The organism is Gluconacetobacter liquefaciens, assembly GCF_003350405.1.
In the GTDB taxonomy this organism is placed as follows: Bacteria; Pseudomonadota; Alphaproteobacteria; order Acetobacterales; family Acetobacteraceae; genus Gluconacetobacter; species Gluconacetobacter liquefaciens.
Genome location: NZ_QQAW01000004.1, coordinates 306,831 through 326,380, shown reverse-complemented (window position 1 = coordinate 326,380; position 19,550 = coordinate 306,831). Strand labels below are relative to the sequence as shown.

Annotated in this window: 13 protein-coding genes and 1 pseudogene; 8 read left to right on the top strand and 6 right to left on the bottom strand. The window is 61.5% G+C overall.

The genetic code is table 11. The annotated features are described in order from the left end of the window. The first annotated feature begins 354 nt into the window (after positions 1–354). The 3 genes from C7453_RS09740 to C7453_RS09730 are packed head-to-tail and all read left to right on the top strand — an operon-like array spanning position 355 to position 6,304. Positions 355–3,528, top strand: coding sequence for an efflux RND transporter permease subunit (locus tag C7453_RS09740; protein ID WP_114727335.1), 3,174 nt, complete (start codon positions 355–357; stop codon positions 3,526–3,528). Then, on the top strand, positions 3,528–4,709 hold the full coding sequence (locus tag C7453_RS09735; protein WP_114727334.1) for an efflux RND transporter periplasmic adaptor subunit: 1,182 nt from the start codon (positions 3,528–3,530) through the stop codon (positions 4,707–4,709). The genes C7453_RS09740 and C7453_RS09735 overlap by 1 nt, the downstream gene beginning before the upstream one ends. Then, positions 4,706–6,304, top strand: a complete 1,599-nt coding sequence (locus tag C7453_RS09730) for an efflux transporter outer membrane subunit (RefSeq protein ID WP_114727333.1) — start codon at positions 4,706–4,708, stop codon at positions 6,302–6,304. The genes C7453_RS09735 and C7453_RS09730 overlap by 4 nt, the downstream gene beginning before the upstream one ends. 95 nt (positions 6,305–6,399) lie before the next feature. On the opposite strand, the pseudogene C7453_RS19365 reads toward C7453_RS09730, so the two are convergent. Then, a pseudogene (locus tag C7453_RS19365) lies at positions 6,400–6,603 on the bottom strand (GNAT family N-acetyltransferase); the annotation flags it as partial. Between the two features lie 21 nt (positions 6,604–6,624). Further along, positions 6,625–6,813 (bottom strand): hypothetical protein, encoded by a 189-nt coding sequence (locus C7453_RS19360; protein ID WP_245948955.1) that lies wholly within the window; start codon positions 6,811–6,813, stop codon positions 6,625–6,627. Between the two features lie 622 nt (positions 6,814–7,435). Here C7453_RS19360 and C7453_RS09720 point away from each other — a divergent pair. The 3 genes from C7453_RS09720 to C7453_RS09710 all read left to right on the top strand — a co-directional run bounded on the left by C7453_RS09720 (position 7,436) and on the right by C7453_RS09710 (position 13,485). After that, positions 7,436–9,865 carry a TonB-dependent receptor gene (locus tag C7453_RS09720; RefSeq protein ID WP_114727332.1) on the top strand — a complete coding sequence of 810 codons (2,430 nt, stop codon included), beginning with the start codon at positions 7,436–7,438 and terminating at the stop codon, positions 9,863–9,865. A gap of 7 nt (positions 9,866–9,872) precedes the next feature. Beyond that, entirely contained in the window at positions 9,873–11,897 is a 2,025-nt protein-coding gene (locus C7453_RS09715; protein ID WP_114727331.1) for a phosphocholine-specific phospholipase C, read from the top strand. A 64-nt stretch (positions 11,898–11,961) separates the two neighbouring features. Next, positions 11,962–13,485 (top strand): sensor domain-containing diguanylate cyclase, encoded by a 1,524-nt coding sequence (locus C7453_RS09710; RefSeq protein ID WP_114727330.1) that lies wholly within the window; start codon positions 11,962–11,964, stop codon positions 13,483–13,485. Between the two features lie 13 nt (positions 13,486–13,498). Here C7453_RS09710 and C7453_RS09705 read toward each other — a convergent pair whose 3' ends face one another. Further along, positions 13,499–13,984: a thioredoxin domain-containing protein gene (locus C7453_RS09705; protein ID WP_114727329.1), complete on the bottom strand. Its 486-nt coding sequence runs from the start codon at positions 13,982–13,984 to the stop codon at positions 13,499–13,501. Positions 13,985–13,999: 15 nt separating this feature from the next. Continuing rightward, on the bottom strand, positions 14,000–14,632 hold the full coding sequence (locus tag C7453_RS09700) for a peroxiredoxin (protein WP_114727328.1): 633 nt from the start codon (positions 14,630–14,632) through the stop codon (positions 14,000–14,002). A 525-nt stretch (positions 14,633–15,157) separates the two neighbouring features. On the opposite strand from C7453_RS09700, the gene C7453_RS09695 reads away from it, so the two are divergent. After that, complete coding sequence (locus C7453_RS09695; protein WP_114727327.1) at positions 15,158–15,367, top strand: hypothetical protein; 210 nt, start codon at positions 15,158–15,160, stop codon at positions 15,365–15,367. Between the two features lie 5 nt (positions 15,368–15,372). Continuing rightward, on the top strand, positions 15,373–16,281 hold the full coding sequence (gene cysE, locus C7453_RS09690; protein ID WP_114727326.1) for a serine O-acetyltransferase: 909 nt from the start codon (positions 15,373–15,375) through the stop codon (positions 16,279–16,281). 31 nt (positions 16,282–16,312) lie between these two features. On the opposite strand, the gene C7453_RS09685 is transcribed toward cysE, so the two are convergent. Together C7453_RS09685 and gspD are read right to left on the bottom strand one after the other, a co-directional pair. Beyond that, entirely contained in the window at positions 16,313–17,155 is an 843-nt protein-coding gene (locus tag C7453_RS09685) for a type II secretion system minor pseudopilin (protein WP_114727325.1), read from the bottom strand. Further along, on the bottom strand, positions 17,152–19,422 hold the full coding sequence (gspD, locus tag C7453_RS09680) for a type II secretion system secretin GspD (RefSeq protein ID WP_245948954.1): 2,271 nt from the start codon (positions 19,420–19,422) through the stop codon (positions 17,152–17,154). The genes C7453_RS09685 and gspD overlap by 4 nt, the downstream gene beginning before the upstream one ends. Positions 19,423–19,550 lie beyond the last annotated feature (128 nt).

The window sequence follows — 19,550 nt, the reverse complement described above, 5'->3', positions numbered from 1 at the left end:
CTATCCGTGTGATGACGCGGGTTTCATGAAATTTGTTTTCAGAACATGGACATTTTTTCATACATGTTTTGAAATATACCTATGTATAGGCTGTTGAGAGACAGCGTCGCTCTTGCGGGCACGCACGCACGGGGAGCTCGAGATGACTATCACACTGCATAATCCCTGATCTAAGCAGGAAACTTGTCCCGCGCCCGGCGCGGCGACCTGGCCGACGCGGCCCTGGCGGCAGCAGGTGCGCCGATAATTGTTTCTGATAAGAAATAATTTGGCACATCCCGTCTTCCGGATGCGGTCGTGCGGCCTGTTTCTTCCTGATGCTGGTAAAAGCCCTGGACGGGGAAAAGCTCACATATGAATGCAATCGTCGTGACGGCGCTGCGGCGGCCGTACACCTTTGTCGTTCTGTCGATCCTGATCGTCTTGTTCGGCGTCATGTCCGCCCTCAAGACGCCGACAGACGTCTTTCCCAATATCAAGATTCCGGCGATCGCCGTGGTATGGACCTATGCCGGTCTGTTGCCCGACGAATTCGCCGCGCGCGTCATGTACAATTACGAACAGGGCGTGACCTCGACGGTCGAGGGAATCGAGCACATGGAGTCCGATTCCTATTACGGCCGTGGCATCGTGAAGATCTTCTTCCAGCCCGGCACGGATATCGGGTCGGCCGAGGCGGATGTGACCGCGATCTCGCAGACCGTGCTGATGCAGTTGCCGGAGAAGATTCCGGCACCGATGATCATGAAGCTGGAAGCGTCCTCGGTTCCCGTCATCACGCTGGAACTGACCTCGCCGACCATGACGCCGTCAGACCTGTTCAAGCTGGCGCAGATCCGTATCCGTACCCTGCTGGTGACGGTGCCCGGCGCCATCGTGCCGCATCCCTATGGCGGCATGGACGCCTTCGTGATGTTCGCGCTCGACCAGAAGCAGTTGCAGGCGCACCATCTCTCGGCGATGGACGTGCAGAACGTCCTGGACAAGCAGAACATCGTGCGTCCGGCCGGCGACCAGAAAATTGGCGCCACGGACTGGATGGTGGCGACCAACGCCCAGCCACGCACGATGGAGGAACTGAGCAACATCCCCATCAAGCGCGTCGGCAATTCGGTCGTCTACATGCACGATCTGGGGCAGGTTTATCGCGGCGGCCATCCGCAGACCAACCTCGTGCTCGTCAAGGGCCGGCAGGCGGTCGTGATGGTGGTGATGAAGAGTGGCGAGGCATCCACTCTGGACGTGGTGTCGGGCGTGAAGGCGCTGATGCCGCGGCTGCAGAAGGTGATCCCGGCGAGCGCGCATCTCTCGATCCTCAACGATGCTTCCGGTTTCGTGAAGGATTCGATTACGGACGTGCTGCGCGAGATGGTGACGGCGGCATTCCTGACCGGGCTGGTGGTGCTGCTGTTCCTGGGCTCGTGGCGCTCGACGGTCATCATCGCCACTTCGATCCCGCTGGCGATCCTGTGCGCGGTCATCGGTCTGGGCTGGGCCGGGCAGACGATCAATGTCATGACCTTGGGCGGCCTCGCGCTGGCGGTCGGCATCCTGGTCGATGATGCCACCGTGATGATCGAGAACATCGATACCCATCTGGAAATGGGCAAGGAACTGGAGGTCGCGATCATCGACGCGGCCAACCAGATCGTGATTGCGACCTTCGTTTCCACGACGTGCATCTGCATCGTCTGGCTGCCGCTGTTCGAATTGGGCGGCGTTGCCGGCTGGCTGTTCATGCCGATGGCCGAAGCCATCATCTTCGCGATGATCGCCTCCTTCATCCTGTCGCGCACTCTTGTGCCGACCATGGCAAAGTTCCTGCTGGCAGGGCAAACCCATGGCGCGCACGGACATGACACGCATGCGGACCATCTGCAGGGCGGCAATATCTTCTCGCGCTTCCAGCGCGGGTTCGAGCGCCGCTTCACCAGCTTCCGCGAGGCCTATGGCGCGTTCCTGGGGCGCGCCATTGCCAACCGGGTGCGGTTCGCCTCGATCTTCCTTGGCGTGTCGGTGCTGTCGATGGGGCTGTATCTGGTGGCCGGGCGCGACTTCTTCCCCGAGATCAAGTCCGACCAGTTGCAGATGCACATGCGCGCGCCGCTGGGCACCCGGATCGAGGTGGCAGGCCGGATCGCGACATTGGTCAGCGACCGGATTCATGAGCTGCTGCCAGGCAAGGTGGATGACGTGGTCAGCAATTGCGGCCTGGCCGAGGCACCGCATAACCAGGCCTTCATTCCAACGCCGAGCATCGGCACGCAGGATTGCGACCTGACGATCACGCTGACCGAGGCGGAAGCGCCGGTGTGGGATTATCGTGCCGTGCTGCGCAAGGGGCTGTCGGCCAGTTTCCCCGGCACGGTCTTTACCTTCCAGCCGGCCGACCTGACGGCCAAGATCCTCAATTTCGGCTCGCCTTCGCCGATCGATATCAAGATCACGGGGCCGGAACTCAGCAAGAGCTATCATTACGCACTCCAACTGACGAACAAGCTGCGCCTTGTCCCCGGTGCCACCGACGTGTCACTGCAACAGACGATGAAGACGCCGACCCTGTTCGTGAAGGGGGACCGGACCTTCAGCCAGGCCACCGGCATCGATGCCGCCGACCTGGCCGACAATGAGCTGATGACGCTGTCGGGCAGTTCGACCGTCGATCCGCAATATTGGTACGATCCGGTCTGGGGCGTGACCTTCCTGCTGAACACCTACGTGACGCAGAACCAACTGACCCACTTCAACGACCTGCTGTCGATCCCGGTCGACAAGGGAGACGGCAATCCGACCGGCAAGGGCATGCAGTTGCTGGGCGCCGTCAGCACCATCAGCGCCACCGGCACGCCGGGACAGGTCTCGCACTTCAACTCGATGCCGGCGTTCGACATCTATGTGTCGGCCGAAGGCACCGATCTGGGCACCGTGCTCTCGGGCGTGAACAAGGTGATTGCCCAGACGGCGGGTGACGTGCCGCGCGGGGCAGCGGTGGATGTGGAAGGCCAGGCGACGACGATGCGCAGCGCCTATGCGCAGCTTATCGGCGGGCTGGCGATCTCGATCGCGCTGATCTACCTGCTGATCGTCGTCAATTTCCAGTCCTGGCTCGATCCGTTCATCATCATCTCGGCTCTGCCGGGGGCCCTGGCAGGCATCGCCTGGAGCCTGTTCCTGACGCATACGCATCTGTCCGTGCCTGCCTTGACCGGCGCCATCATGTGCATGGGCACAGCCACCGCGAACTCGATCCTGGTCGTGTCCTATGCCAGCGAGCGGATGGAGGTGCACGGCGATGCGCTGAAGGCGGCGCTGGAGGCCGGATACGGGCGCATACGCCCCGTGCTGATGACGGCCGCCGCCATGATCGTGGGCATGGTGCCGATGTCGATCAGCAACTCGCAGAACGCGCCGCTGGGCAAGGCGGTGATCGGCGGGCTGATCGTCGCCACCATCTCCACGCTTCTGTTCGTCCCTTGTGTATACGCGATTATCTACAACCGCTCGTCGAGCCGGAAGGAGACCGTCTGATGGCTTCCCTGTCACGCAACACCCTTCTGGCCACCGGGGCATGTGTCCTGGTCGGGCTGGTCGGCTATCAGGTGGTCACCCGGGTTCATGCGGTGACGGAACTGCGCGCCGAGACAGTGCGCAATGCGCTGCCCGATGTCGCGGTGATCCAGGCGAAGCCTTCGCCGAAGACCGTCACCCTGACGCTGCCGGGGAATATCGATGCCTGGTATCAGGCCCCGCTTTTCCCGCAGGCATCGGGCTATGTGAAGATGTGGTACAAGGATTACGGCGCCGAGGTGAAGACCGGCGACGTACTGGCCGAAATCAACGCGCCCAGCCTGGACGCCCAATACGCCCAGGCCAAGGCCGATCTGGCGGAAGCCCAGGCCAAGTACAACCTCACCGTGGTCAGTGCCAACCGCTGGCGGGCCATGGGCAAGTCGCAGGCGGTGTCGGGCCAGTCGGTCTCGGTGGCCGATGCGAACGAGAAGGCCGGGCTGGCGCAGATGCAGGCGGCCGAGCACAAGGTCGATCAGTTCGAGGCGCTGGAACGCTTCAAGACCATCGTAGCCCCCTTCGACGGTGTGGTGACGTCGCGCGACATCAATGTGGGCGACTATGTCAGCAGCGGGGCAGGGGAGCATGGCAGCAACGGCGATGCCAGCCAGCTCTTCACCGTATCGGACATGCACAAGATGCGCCTGTTCGTGTCGGTGCCCGAGACGTTCTCCTATATTCTCAAGCCGGGCATGACGGCGGAGGTCAGCGTTCCGCAGTTTGCAAACCGGACCTTCAAGGCCGATTTCCTGACCATCGCGCGGGGATATGATCCCAACACCCGCACGGCGATTACGGAATTTACCATAGATAACGACAGGCATGAGCTGTGGCCGGGCACCTTCGCGTCGGTGAAGATGACCGCACCCTCGACGCCAGGCGTGTTCCAGATTCCGACGGCCGCCCTCGTGTTCGAAGAGAAGGGCATGCAGGTCGCGGTGCTGGATGCCAACGATGTGGTGCATTACCACAACATCCAGGTGGGGCGGATGGCCGATGCCGAGACCGACGTGACGTCGGGGGTCTCGCCCTCTGACCGGATCATCAACAACCCGCCGGCGGACCTGCTGGAGGGGCAGAAGGTGCATGTCGTCCAGCCGGCCAAGGGGTACGACCAGGAAGACGAGGAAATCGAGGGATGATCATGCGGTCTCTGCGCCGGACCATGCTGTCCGGCGGGGCGATGCTGTCGCTGGCGGCGCTGTCCGCCTGCGATCTGGCGCCCGCCTACCATCCCCCGACCTATATCGTGCCCGCAAGCTGGCATGGTCAGGGGGCGTTCGCCACAGCGACGCCGGCGGACACGCAACTGCCTTCCGACTGGTGGACGCTGCTGCATGATCCGCAGCTCGACGCTCTGGAAGACAGGGCCGTTGCCGCGAACGCGGATTTGCAGGCGGCGGCCGAGCGCTTCGTCCAGGCGCGGGCCATGGTCATGAGCGCGCGCGCGGACCTGCTGCCGCATTTCGGTCTGGCCTTCGGGGCGTCGGACAACAAGCAGTCGGCCGACCGGCTGTTCCGTTACAAGGGAGCGTTGACGCAGACCGACGAGTTCTATGGCGGCCTGGCGTCGTGGGAGCCGGATTTCTGGTCGGAGATCCGCAACCAGGTGCGCATGGCGAAGTTTTCCGCCCAGGAGAAGGCAGCCGATTACGCCGGTGCGCGACTGAGCCTGCAGTCGGAACTGGCCAGCGATTACGTCGCATTGCGTGGCTATGACGCGCAGGATGCGATCTATCGCAAATCCATCGCCTATTACCAGCAGGCCCTGAAGGTGACGCAGACGCAGCTCGTCAACCAGGCGGCGCCGCGTCTCGACCTCGCCCGTGCCCAGAACCGCCTGTATGTGACCCAGGCGGCGGAACTGGACATCCAGGCCGAGCGTGAGGTGACGGAACATGCGATCGCGGTACTGACCAACAGCGCACCGTCCGATTTCCACATCGCGCCGACCGATACATTGACGTTCGTGCGCGCCCATATCCCGGTCGGTGTGCCCTCCGACCTGTTGCAGAGGCGCCCGGACGTCGCTTCGGCGGAACGCGAGATGGCACAGGCCAATCGCGCCATCGGGGTTTCGCGGGCGGCGTTCTATCCGCATATCTCGCTCCATGCCAATGGCGGGTTCGATGCCAATGGGTTCGATCTGGCCAATCTGGCAAACAGCATGTGGTCCTATGGTGCTTCCGCCTCGATGCCGATCTTCGAGGGCGGCATGCGCCGCGCGGCCTTGCAGGCATCCTGGGCCAGCTATCGCGAGACGCGCGATCATTACCGGTCTTCGGTTCTCGCGGCGTTCCGCGAGGTGGAAGACGGGCTTTCGCGCACCAACCGGCTGTGGGCCGAGAATGACCGCCTGAAGGCGGCAACGTCTGCGGCGCTGGATATGCAGACCATGACCATGACCCTCTATAAGGGGGGAGTGTCCGCCTATCTGGACGCGATCATCGCCCAGGAAGCGGCACTGGAGGCCCAGATTGCGCAGGTGCAGGTCGAGACACGCTATTTCCAGGCGGAAATCGGGCTGATCCGCGCGCTTGGCGGTGGCTGGAACGACCGGCTGCTGCCGACGCCGGACCAGACGATGACGTTCTCGGTGCTGCAATATGACGGGCTGCATCATCCCGCTCCGGCCGGTGGCATCGACAGCGTGCGGGACGAGACACCGTTCGACAATCTGAGCGGCGGGGCCCCGGCACTCACTACCGGAACGGCACCGGTACAGAACCGGCGCTAGCGCGCGATAACGGACGGGGAAGCCAGAGGGGCGGGGTGATCTTGTCGCCCCGCCTTTTTCACGTCCGTGCCGTGGAAAAATATTAGGCCCACCAGTCAGGCGGACGAGAAGACGGCGGCGGCGACAGTCTGGAAGGGCGCGAATCCCAGGGATTCGTACAGGGTGATCGTGCCGGCATTGGTTGCGTAGCAATGCAGGAAGGACGTGGTTCCACGCGCCAGGATGCGGGTAGCGACTTCCCGCATCAGGAATCCGGCATAACCGCGCCCGCGATGCTCGGGATAGGTGCATACGCCGCTGACTTCGGCAAATTCTGCCGGTTACGTGCGTTCGCCGACCATCGCTACCAGGCGGCCTTTGTCGCGGATACCCATGAAATGGCCTGGTGCGTGTGTGCGGGGGCGATAGGCGCCGGGTTGTGTCGTCATTGTTACCAGCGCCAGCATTTCCTCCGCCTCGTCGATGCCCTCTTCCAAGATCTGAAAGCGGCGTGGGGCAGTAGTGGTCATGCAGGCCATTATCTGCGTGGAGTCGGCCCGCTCGAGCAGGGTCTGTCCGGGGATGGCCAGGGGCGGTGTTTTTCCAGCAGCCAGATTTCTCCCTCCGCCGCCAGATGGGCCAGATCGCGCAGAGCAGCTGCAGACTCCGTCGCAGGCCGCCGCGAACGGGCCATTGGCGGGATCGAATCGTAGGACCTCACCGCAGGTGATGGCGAGACTGCTCTGACGAGCTATCAGGGCCTGCCAGACAGGCCGGTCAAGAGGGTGGCTATCCGATTGTTTTCCGGGTGCGGGCATCAGGATACTTCTGGACGTGCTTGAGACCAAACCAAGCGTCCGCACCCCTTTTTCTCGGAAGCCAATCAATTGCCTGGAAAGGCGTATGGGTTGCTGATCCGATCAGCAGGGGAAATGCAAACGTCGCGATCCTGTTTCGTTTCGTTGCCCGTCATCTCGATGAGTTTGTTCTTATTTTTACCTGTTCTGAATATAATGTTACACAAATAAGTCGGATGGAAAAGAAATGATTGTCATGAAATCATAACGAGACCTGCTCGGGCGCCAATCATATTAAGCCATTATCAGCCGGAGGCCGCTTCCTGACGAGGCGCAGCCAGTTGGATGGAGCGATATGAACAAGAGCGCAGTCCTTTTCGTGACCACCTGCCTTGCCGCCACGATGATTCATCAGGGGGCGACAGCGGCCACTGCGAGCCAGAAAAACAAGGTTCGCAAGCCCATCACGCATGCGCGGGCAATTCCCGTGCAGACCCAGGCCGCGCCGAAAGCTGCGGCGCCGGTTGCGGTGGCGCGTCTCGCCGCCGTGCCGGCCCCGGTAGCGCATGTGGCCAGCGGGAACGAGGCGATCGTGGTGCTGGGGGCGGGGGCCGCGCGTGAAACGCAGACTGTGTCGCATCTGGCTATCCAGCAATATGTGCCGGGCACCAGCCCTTTCAAGGCACTTTCGAAACTGCCGGGCGTCATGTTCACTTCGTCGGACCCTCTGGGGTCTTATGAATGGTCGCAGCAGATCATTATCCGCGGGTTCGACCAGAGCCGGCTGGGCTTCACGATGGATGGCGTGCCGCTGGGTAATCTGGCTTATGGGAATGATAACGGGTTGTCGATCGGCCGGGCGCTCCAGACCGAGAATAACGGGCGTGCAACTCTGACCCAGGGAGCCGGGTCGGTGGGTGTAGCGGCTTCGAACAACCTAGGTGGTGCGCTGGAATTCACCTCGATCGACCCGACCAGCAAGTTTGGCGTGGATGTGGCGGGAACGGTTGGCTCCGCCGGAACCTGGCGCACGTTCATGCGGGTCAATAGCGGCATGCTGCCCGGTGGCGGGAAGTTCTATGTCTCCTATGATTATCAGGATGCCAACAAGTGGAAGGGCGATGGTATCCAGCGCCAGCAGCAGGCCAACGCCAAGTTCATCCAGCCGTTCGGTGAGCATGTGAAGCTGACGCTGTTCGGGGACTGGTCGCTGCGACAGGAAAACGATTATCAGGACCTGTCATTGGCGACGATTGCGAAATACGGATACCGAGTCGACAATATTACCGGAAATTATAATCTGGCCAAGCAGATCGGTTATGCTTACCAAAACGGTACGCCTTATCCGGCGGGAATCGGTAATACCAATTACGGCAGCTATCCGGATTTTGTCTATTACAATGCGGCGGGGCTGCGTCAGGACGCGATGGGTTATGGACGGTTGGATTTCGACCTAGCCCCCAACCTCACCGGGTTTGCGTCGGTTTATGGCCATACCAATAGCGGTGAAGGCGTGTGGGCAACACCGTATCAGGCGACGCCGGCGGCATTGGGTGGCTCGCCGCTTTCGGTGCGGACCACCGAGTATGATATCCATCGTGAAGGTTTTCTCGGCGGCCTGACATACAAGGCTGGCCATCATACGATCGAAGGTGGATTCTGGTTCGAGAATAACGATTTCGAACAGGCCCGCCGCTTCTATCCTCTGGGTCTGGATGGAACGCCAAGCAGCACCTATTGGTACCAGAATAACTGGTTTGCCACCCAGTGGCAGGGCGCATTCAATACCAAGACCTATCAGGTCCACCTACAGGATACGTGGCAGATCACGCCGGCCTTGAAACTGAATTACGGTTTCCGGTCGCTGATCGTGGACAACAAGGCGCGCCAGATCGGGAGCAATATCTTTGGTGTGAAGGGGGATGACGGCTATCCGTCTGGTTCGATAGAGGCGAGTAACGGGTTTCTGCCGCAGGTCGGTGCCAATTATCGCGTCAATGCGCATAATGAGGTGTTCGCGGATTTCGCGCGCAACATGGCGGCGTTCGACAATTCTAACACCGGGGCGACCAGTCCGTTCGCCACGACGATCGCAGGCTATGAAGCGATCAGGAACAAGCTTAAGCCGGAAATGTCCTATTCCGAGGAAATCGGTTATCGCTATCACGACCATAATATCCAGGCCTCGATCACGGGCTATTATGTCGAGTTCGAAAACCGGCTGCTGACTATCACTCAGGGCACTGGCGTGCAGGGCAACGCCTCGGCTCTGGCCAATGTCGGTGGTGTGACCGCACGCGGCGTCGATCTCGCCTTCAACTACCAGTTCGCGCCCAATTGGTCGATTTATGCCTCCTATGCTTTCAACGACTCGAAATATAACGACAACGTCAATAGCGGTGGGACCATTTACGCCACCAGGGGCAAGGACGTGGTGGGCATGCCGCGCAACCTGGCGAATGTGCAGATCGGCTATGATGACGGGTCGATCTGGGGTAACATCAATATGCAGTTTCAGGACAAGCGGTCTTATACGTATCTGAACGATGCATGGGTGCCGGCGAATGACGTGTTCAACCTGAATGTGGGCTATCGTTTCCATAGCAACAACTGGGTGTTGCGTGGCGTGGATGCGCAGGTGAATGTGAGCAATCTGTTCGACAAGCGTTATGTGGCATCAGTGGGCACCAACGGGTTCGTGTTCTCGGATCCCGCGCATACATTTGCCACGTTGCAGGCGGGTGCGCCGCGCATGGTGTTCTTTACCCTGCGTAAGCATTTCTGACAGATTGATGGCACTTACCCTCGGACGCCGCCGTTTTCTGCAATGCAGTGCAGGCCTAGCGGCCGGGGAAGCTTTGCCCGACAACCTTCGTCGGGCCATGGCCGTTCCCCCGCATAATGTGACTGGCACGATCGCGGATGTGGAGCATGTGGTGATCCTGATGCAGGAGAACCGCTCGTTTGATCATTATTTCGGCTGCCTGAACGGGGTGCGTGGCTACGGCGATCCCAAGGCCGAGCGCCTGATGGACGGGAGTTCGGTCTTCGCCCAGCCGGATGGGAAGGGCGGCCGCGTACTGCCCTTTCGTTTCGATACGGATCATACGTCCAGCGCGTGCCTTGCCAGCCTTGACCATAGCTGGAAAGGTACGCAGTCGGCATGGGACGACTGGAATATCTGGGTACCGCGCAAGACGGCCATGACGATGGGCCATTTCACTCGAGCGGACATTCCCTATTACTACGCGTTGGCAGATGCATTCACGATCTGCGACGCCTACCATGCCTCGATCTTCGGGCCCACCAATCCGAACCGGCTCTATTTGTTTAGCGGTACCAATGGGCTGGCCGTGGGCGATCAGGGGCGACAGACGATCGAGAATGTCGATGACGGCAACTGGACCGCCGACATGGCGCATGACCGCGCATCTTTTGTGCCGTTCCGCTGGGAGACCTATCCTGAACGGCTGCAGGCCGCCGGGGTCTCGTGGCGGGTTTATCAGGAATACGACAATTTCGGTGACAACCCGATTGCCTCGTTCGCCGCCTTTCGTGACCTGGACCTGCGTTCTTGGCAATATCAGTGCGCGCGGCAGATCGTTCCCGGGTCCAATCGAGCGAACATGAACAGTTCGGAGGGCCGGTACCTGGTCGAGGCGTTCGAGCGGGATGTGTCGAGCGGCCGCCTGCCGCAAGTGTCGTGGATCGTGCCGCCTACGGCTCTCTCGGAACACCCCGACGCGCCGCCCGGCTATGGGGAAGTCCTGATTTCGCACTTGATGGATGTTTTCGTGCGGCATCCGGATGTATGGGCGAAGACGGTTTTTATCCTGAATTATGATGAAAATGACGGTTTTTTTGACCATGTTCCGCCTCCTGTTCCAGCCGTGGGGGAGGCGCGGGGAGCGAGTAGCGTTCCGCTGACGGGTGAGGTGTATGATGGCGTACCGGTCGGCCTTGGCCCCAGGGTGCCGGCTCTTCTGATCTCGCCCTGGATTACGGGAGGTTGGGTTAATTCGCAGGTCTTCGATCATACCTCGGTTCTGCGCTTTCTGGAGGTGCGGTTCGGTGTCACTGCGCCGAACATCACGCCCTGGCGTCGCGCGGTCTGTGGAGACCTGACTTCGGCCTTCGACTTCACACGTCGGGATCCGGTATGGCCAGAGGCCCTACCGGATACGGCTTCCTATCCGGCTCGAACCCGGGCTTCGTGTGGCCTAGCACCGCCAGGCATTCCCGATCCGCAGGTTCTGCCCCGGCAGGAAGTCGGGTCACGCCCGGCTCGGCCCCTCCCTTACGATCTTCATGCCGATCTGGAAGCTGATGGCAGGATTCGGCTGGGCTGTGCCGGTCACCAGGGGGCTGTGTTCCGGGTACGTGATGGCGCGGGCGTGCGCCATTACACGGTCGGGGCCGGGGACAGCCATGTCTTTGCGTGCACGGGAAACGAACCGGTGACGATACATGGCCCTAACGGCTTCTATCGTCGCTTTGCGGTCTGTGTCGGGTTTGCTGCGATTTTGGAAGTGGGGGTATCTTCGAATGTCGTCGTGCTGCGGTTGGGCCAGCATGTCGGCGTTGCGGGTAAAGTTGTGATCGCGGACGCATACGGGGAAATGCGGCGGGAGATCGTGGTACCCCCTCAGGGATCGGTCGATGTCACGATCGATATCGGCCGGAGCGACCATTGGTATGACCTGACGGTGGAATTGGAGCCAGGGGGCGGCCGTGTTTTCCGCTTCGCCGGTCATTGCGAGAGCGGGCGGCCCAGCCGCACCGATCCTGCCATCGGCGGGGAAGGCGCGACCATCTGAACGCCTGATCTGGGAAGCGGATGACAAGCGGAATCGCGCGTGTGTTGAATAGCATTTATTTTTGATGCTTATCGGGGTACTATTTGTACCAGACACGCTGCGCGTGGGGGGGGGATTGGGCTGGAGACCTTATCGTTCAGCGGAAATCAGGCGCGGTAGTGCAACGGCCGCGATGCTTGTGGCGGTTTTTGGCCTAAGTTGCCTGATCTCCCGTTTCTTCGTCACGGATGCATTCGGCTATTCTTCCTTCTGGCCACCGAATGCGGCGATGTTGGTCGCTCTGTTGAGCTTGCGCCCGCGTATGGCCGCTTTGGTGCTGGTGGCGTGTCTTGCTCTTAATTTCGAGATCAACAGTTTTGCCGGCGGCTTGTCGCCAACCGAGAGCTTTCTTGCCTGTGCGCTCAATGTCGTGCAGGTGCTTGTCGCGGCACCGATGACGCGCCGATTCTGCGGGGCGACGATCGATCTCACCCGACCGCGCCGGTTTGCGGCGTTTACCATCATCGCGCTGCTGTCTGCGGCCATTGAGGCGGCGATTGGAGTCGCTATCGAGTATATGCTGCTGGGTGACGCCACGCCACCAGTCCGTGAATGGATGCAATGGGTTCTGTGCGATGCGTTGGGGCTGCTGCTGGCTACGCCCGCCGTTCTGACGCTACTCCGCTATGCACGCCCGGGGCAGGTGGTCTGGCGGGTCGAGAAAGAGAACGTTGCCCTGCTGGTGTCGTGTATCGTGTTGACGATCCTCAGCTTCGCCTGGGGACGTTCTCCGCTGTTTCTGTTTCTCTATCCAGCGCTGGCGATGCTCGCCTTTCATGCCAGACCGGCGTGGAGCCTGACGGCGGTTTTCTTCGTCTCGACCTTTGCCTCGGCCCTGACGGCGTGGGGACTGGGGCCGATCGCCCGACTGTCGCCGGACGGCAGCCTGATGCGTGAGGGCATGATGCAGCCGTACCTGTTCTCGCTGCTGCTGGTCGTGCTGCCGATCAACAATGCGGTAGGTGAAAAGCGGCGTGATACCCGGCGGCTGATGATGATGAAGGCCAATCTGGAACATGCCGCGACCCATGACATGCTGACATCGACCATGAATCGCCAGAAATTCGAGGCGGTGCTGAAGTCGGTGGTCGAGGCGCTGCAGCCGGGTGTGGTTCTGTTCATCGACATCGACGATTTCAAGGGGGTCAATGACAGTCTGGGGCATCAGGCGGGAGATGCATTCCTCAAGGCGTTCAGTGTCCGGCTGCGCGACCTTGTGACGTGGCGTGGCGGCTGTGTCGGCCGGTTTGGCGGCGATGAGTTTGCCGCATTCATTCCAGGTGCGTTTTCCGCCGTGGAATGTGAGGCACTGTGCGTCATGGTCTCGGATGCGCTGCGGACGCCTTACTGCATTGCAGGCGTCACGCGGTCGGTTACGGCGAGCATCGGTGCGGTGATGACCGGAATGGACCGCATCACCGCCGATGAACTGATCCATCGCGCCGATACCGCCCTCTATGCGACAAAGGCGGCCGGTCGTGATGGCTATATGCTTTTCAGGGAACCTGCCGCGGATCTTGTCCCTTTTCCTGTGAGTGAAACGCGGTAAGGCAGCGGGTGATTCAGGCCGCCCGGACTGGGCGGAGGGGGATATCGTCCAGCCCGAAGGCTTCTGCCGCCTGAATGATGTCGGTGAAATGCCTGCCGCGCGCGGGCGGATGGGACAGGACGGTGCGGATCGTCAGGTCGGGACCGATCACATACACCGCGCGCTCTGCCATCGGTGCGGCGGGAAGGGTGTCGCCGATATCCGGTGCCTTACCCTGCCAGTTCCTGGCGACACGGCTTGCATCCTGCCGGCTGACGATCGTGAAGCCTGGGGCGTGCGGACTGTCGTCGTGATGGCAGGGAGAAAGACCGAGCAGTCGGACCGGTTGGGCGCGGGTAAGCGCCCATGCACCGGCGCGGCGCAGGCCATCCAGATCGTAATCGGCCGGGTGGGTGATGACGATGCCCCAACTTCCGCGCAGCCAGGCATGTAAATGGATCTGGCCCGCCGTCGTCTGTGCCGTGAAGTCAGGGACCTGCCGCCCTGGGAACAGCGTCATCGCGGGGTCTCCTGTTCAGCGAGGCTGGGGGACCAGGCGCAGATAGGGGCGCAGAGTCTTCCAGCCATTGGGGAAAAGGGCGCGGGCCTGCTCATCCGTGACCGAGGGGGCGATGATCACGTCGTCGCCCTCGTGCCAGTTGGCGGGGGTTGTGACCTTGTGGCGATCCGTCAGTTGCAGGCTGTCCAGCACACGCAGGATTTCATCGAAATTGCGGCCTGCCGATGGCGGATAGGTCAGGGTCAGCCGGACCTTCTTCGCGGGGTCGATGATGAACACCGTGCGGACGGTCACCTTGGGGTCTGCCGCCGGGTGGATCATGTCGTAGAGGGCTGCGACCTTGCCGTCGGAATCCGCGATGATCGGAAAATCGACTTTTGCGCCCTGGGTCTCGGCGATGTCAGCCTCCCATTCGGCGTGACTGCCTACCGGATCGACGGACAGACCGATGACCTTGGTGTTTCGCTTCGCCCATTCAGGAGCGAGCTTTGCGACGGCGCCAAGTTCGGTGGTGCAGACCGGGGTGAAATCCTTGGGGTGGCTGAACAGGATACCCCATGAGTTTCCCAGCCATTTGTGGAAGCTGATTGGCCCGATGGTCGTTTCCTGCTCGAAATCCGGTGCGACGTCGCCGAGATGAATGCCCATGATGCCGTTATCCTTCCAGCCTGACCCCGATCTGATGGGTGTCGATAACGAGCATATATCGTTATATGGGATATTCAACGTAAAATTTGGTATTATAGGAACCTCAATCAATGTGCGGGGTAATGCCGTTCCTTGGGTGGGGGTATGAAGGGGCTGCCTTTTGTGTTCGGGCAAGATAGTGAAGGATATTAAAAATATATGTAAAACAATTAGATGTATGGGTTGTTTTGGGGGTGACATTATTAATGTCATAAAATTTTGTGGTATAATTTATCATACGAATATGTGGTGTTTTAACCTTGACGGGAAGCAGGAAGCCAGTATCGTTTCCTCTGTCGCCATAGGGATATGGCGCGATCATCCGGAGTGTGGAGTCCGATGACGCTCATGAATGCGCGAATGTATCGCAATGACCGATGTAGTGGGGAATTGGCCGGTCGTATGGGACCGGCGCCCGCCCGATAACGCGCCGGCGGTGAATGCTGCCGGCGGACCCGCGCAAGCGGAACGACAAGGCAGCAGGAAATGTTTGAATCACGGATCGTCGAAATCGAAGGCACGTTTCTGGGGGCGCTGATCGTGGAAGCTGACCGCAAGACGCGGCGCTTCTATGCCGCGCATGACAGCGTACGCCCGCTTCATAATCGCGTTCTGGCCGAGCCGGACGAACTGACACGGCAGGTGGTGTGGCAGTTCCGTCGCGCCCATGCGGACGGGTTGGCTCAGGCGCGGTGATCCGGATGCGATCTCTTCCGTCCCTGGAGCGGGGACAGGAGACGGATGCGGATGTCACCAGCCTGCATGCCTATTTCGAGCGGGGCGGGGTGGATGCGGCGGCGGTGAATGCCGTCGCTCCCTCCGTTTCGCCGGCGGGTTTATGGGAATTGATCCGCGGTGAGGCCCGGGCGCATCGCGACCCGGTTTTGCGGGACCTGACGCGGCCGAGTATTCTTGACCAGCCGGATTTCGCGGCTGCGCTGGCCTATCTGCTCTCGCGCAAGCTCAGCAACGATCTGGTGCGCAAGGCGACGCTCTTTGCGCTGATCAGGGATTTTCAGATCAGCCATCCGCTGTCTGTCGACATGGCAGTTGCCGATCTGGCATCGCTCCGCGAGCGCGATCCGGCAGCGAGCGGGCTGCTTGTGCCGTTCCTGTTCTTCAAGGGCTTTCATGCGATCCAGTCCTATCGGGTCTCGCATTGGCTATGGCATGAGAACCGTCGGCCGCTGGCGCATTACATTCAGGGGCGGGCGTCGGAAGTCTTTGCCGTGGATATTCATCCTGCGGCGCGGCTGGGGCAGCGGATCATGTTCGACCACGGAACCGGCATCGTTGTGGGTGAGACGGCAGTGATCGAGGATGACGCGGCCCTGTTGCAGAACGTCACGCTGGGTGGAACCGGGAAGGAAGCCGGCGATCGGCATCCCAAGGTGCGACGGGGCGCGTTGATTGGAACCGGGGCCAAAGTGCTGGGCAATATCGAAATCGGCGAGGGTGCCAAGGTTGGTGCGGGGTCGATCGTGCTCAAGCCCGTTGCACCGTTTACGACCGTGGTGGGCAATCCTGCACGGGTTGTCGGTGCGCCGCATCGGGGTTTGCCCTCACTGACGATGGACCAGAGTCTGCCACCGATAGAATATGCAATCTGACTGTCTGAATAAGAGATTGTTCAGTATTCTCTTACTTCTCCTGCTGTAGCTGCACGATATGCACCATATCGGTGAGAGGGGTGCCGGGTTGTGTCGCCGGGGTGAGCAGGATGACCGCCTGACGGGCGGCGCGGCCACCATGGCCGTCCTGGACGGTAATCTCGACCCGGAAACTATTGGGGCGGTTCTTGTCGCCTGAGGGCGACGGGGGCGGGAACTCGCCTGACCTGCGCAGGGCCTGTCGCACTGTGGCGTCGGCCTGTGTGATGTCCGGATCGTTTGGCTGCGTGACGGAAAGATGGGGCGTGAGCGCACGCAGCAGGTCCGGATTCATGCCCAGAACCAGCCCGATTTCGCCGATCGTCTGGAAGGCGGCCTGCGGCGGACGGTAGGTCAGCCCCGCAGCCAGATAGCGGGCGCGCATGGCCGCGACGTTTCCCTGCGCACTGCTGCGCCATTCCACCATGCTGGCTGCGATTGATGCCGCCTGGGTGGCGGTGCCGCCGCATGCCTCGATCAGGGCGGCCAGCAGGGGGCGGGGAGCGGTGTTGGGATTGATCAGGCCGGCTTCGCTGTGCAGCCGCGTGGTGAAAGTCAGCCCCTCCATCTGCGTGACATAGGCGCGGCCGTCCAGGGCCCAGCGAGCGGCGGAGCGGTCCATGGCATGAAAGATCGCCTGCCAGACGGCTCCATCCGCGGCTTCCTGCATCTGGGCCGAAAGCCTCAGCGCACGGACGCCGCGGAGTTCGGTGCCGGCTGTCGCGATGACGATGGAGACGAGCAGCGACAGCCCTGCCAGCGTCCACAGCACGATCAGCAGGGCGAAGCCGCCCTGACGGGTGTGTCTGCTCCGTGCGTGGACGCGGCTGGTCACCGATCCAGCCCGACCCGTCGGCGGAGCGGCCGCAGGGGGTCTGCACTGCCGGTCGTGTGCATCGGTGTCAGTTCATCGGGCACGTTTGCGGCGTTGGGGTGCGTGTCGCGCAGATCTTCCATCAGGCTGACCGCATCCCGCTCATCATGGATGACGTGGGGGGTGATCAGGATCAGCAGTTCGGTGCGCTGGCGGCTGTTGTTCTGGTTGCCGGCCAGGAAACCCAGGATCGGAATGTTCTTCAGCCAGGGAATGCCGCTGTTGGCGCGGCTGGAGTTCTCGGTGATCAGTCCGGCCAGCCCGACGGTTTGCCCGTCCTGCACCACGACGCGTGAACTGACCGAGCGGTCGTTGAAGGTCGGATTGGTGCTGGTGCTGGTGGTCGTGACCGGCGACGTGTTGCTGACCGAACTGACTTCCTGCGCGATGTCCAGAGTGACGAGGCCGGCATGGCTGACATGGGGGGTCACTTCCATGATCACGCCCGTCGGCTGGTAGGTGAACTGATTGTAGATCGATGTGCCGATGGTGCTGGATTGCGAGCCGATCTGGACCGGTACCAGTTGCCCGACCTGCAACCGGGCTGGATGGTTGTCCTGCACCATCAGCTGGGGCGAGGACAGAACGTGCACCGTGGTGACGTTCTGCAGCGCGTCGATTGCGAACGGCGCGCCGCCGCCGCTGGCGCCGCCGATGATGAACCCGGGCAGGGTGTGGCTGAAGGCGGCAGTGGCCAGTGTACCGGTGGTGATCGTCTGACTGTTGGTGCTGAGCACACCATTGATGCCGCCGGATTTGAAGAAGAACTGCGTGCCGTATTGCAGTGCGTCGTTGAGCTGGACCTCTGCCACCACGGCGTCGATCCGCACCTGGAGGGGCATGACGTCGATGCGGTTCAGCATCAACTCTACATTGTCGCTTTCCTGATCGGTGGCGTAGATGAGGATTGCATTGTGCTGGCCGTTGGAGATGATCCGCATCCCCTGGGGGCGGGATTCGGTGTTCGCGGAACTGTCCAGTCCACCCAGCAGGGGGTTGTTGAAGGGCGCTGCCTGCTGACCGGTGCTTGTTGTGGCTTGGCTTGCGCCCTGTGCGCCTGTCTGGGGAAGGCCGGTCGAGGCGTTGGCGCCCAGTCCGCCTGCCATGCCCGTGTTGCCACCCAGACCACCCATACCGCCGCCCATGCCTGTCGTCGCGCCTGTGGCGCCGCCGCCCAGATTGCCCATGGCGTTGCTCATGCCGCCGGTGAAGCCGGTCTGGGCCAGTTGCGAGGCTGTGCCGGAAGCATTGCCGGGAGGGAGCGCGGTGATGTTGTCCGGCGTGAAGGCCTGTTGCAGCGTGTAGGTGACGTCGTTCACGTTGGAATTCTGCACGTAGAAGATGTGCCAGGACCGGATCGTGGTGCGGCGGTTGCGTTCGATCAGCGCGAACAGGCGGCGTGCGTCGTCGATATAGCGCGTATTGCGTGCCACGATCAGCACCGCGTTGACGCGGGTGAGCGGCAGGACCTGCACGATCTGCGCCAGGGAGCCGCCGCTGCCGTGCAGGGCTGTCTGCAGGACCGATGCCATATCCTTGGCTGTTCCCGATTCGACCGGAAGCAGTGCGTAGGACTGACTGCTGAGCCAGTCCACATCGAATGCGCGGATGACCTCGACCAGTGCGTTGCGTGCTGCCGGATCGCCGCTGACGATAACCGCGTTACTACTGTCGATCGGGGTGAGGCGGGCGCCGGACTGGACGAAAGGTTGCAAGGCGCGTGTCAGGCTGGCGGCCTCGGCGTAGCGCAGCGGGACCAGGATATTGCCGCCCAGTGCAGGGTTGTCGGTCATTCCGGCTACGCCAGACTGAGGGTTGCCGGGTTGGGATCCGGCCGGTTGGCCTTGGCTGGGGACGATGCGGTAAAGCCCATCGCTGTGCAACAGAACGGCTTGGACCTGGGCCAGGATCATCTGCAAGGCTGGGAGTACCTGTGTGTTTGTGAGTGGGGCGGAAGTATGCAGGGTGACCGTTCCGTGCACCGCTGGATCGATCGTGTAGTTTACATGCAGGATATCGTTTAGGATCTGAGCCGTGGCATCGCGGATGTCGGTGTCGACAAAATTCAGCGAGATCTGACCTTCGTCGGCCGCAACACCCGAAGGACGCAACGATGGTATGGTATTGCGGCCGTAACTGTACTGCACCTGGCCGGACGCGTCGGTCGTGCCGATCCGTCCCTGGGCGCTATCGGGAGCGGGGGTGGCCAGGGGGAAGGCGCCGGGCAACGGCCTGACCCGTTGTGGACTATTGTCACATCCCGCCGCTGAAAGGCACAGGGCTAGCATCGCCCGAAAGGGCGTTATACCGCGAGGTATCGTGCCTTTGGGCCTGCGGCGGGACGTCGCCATACCTT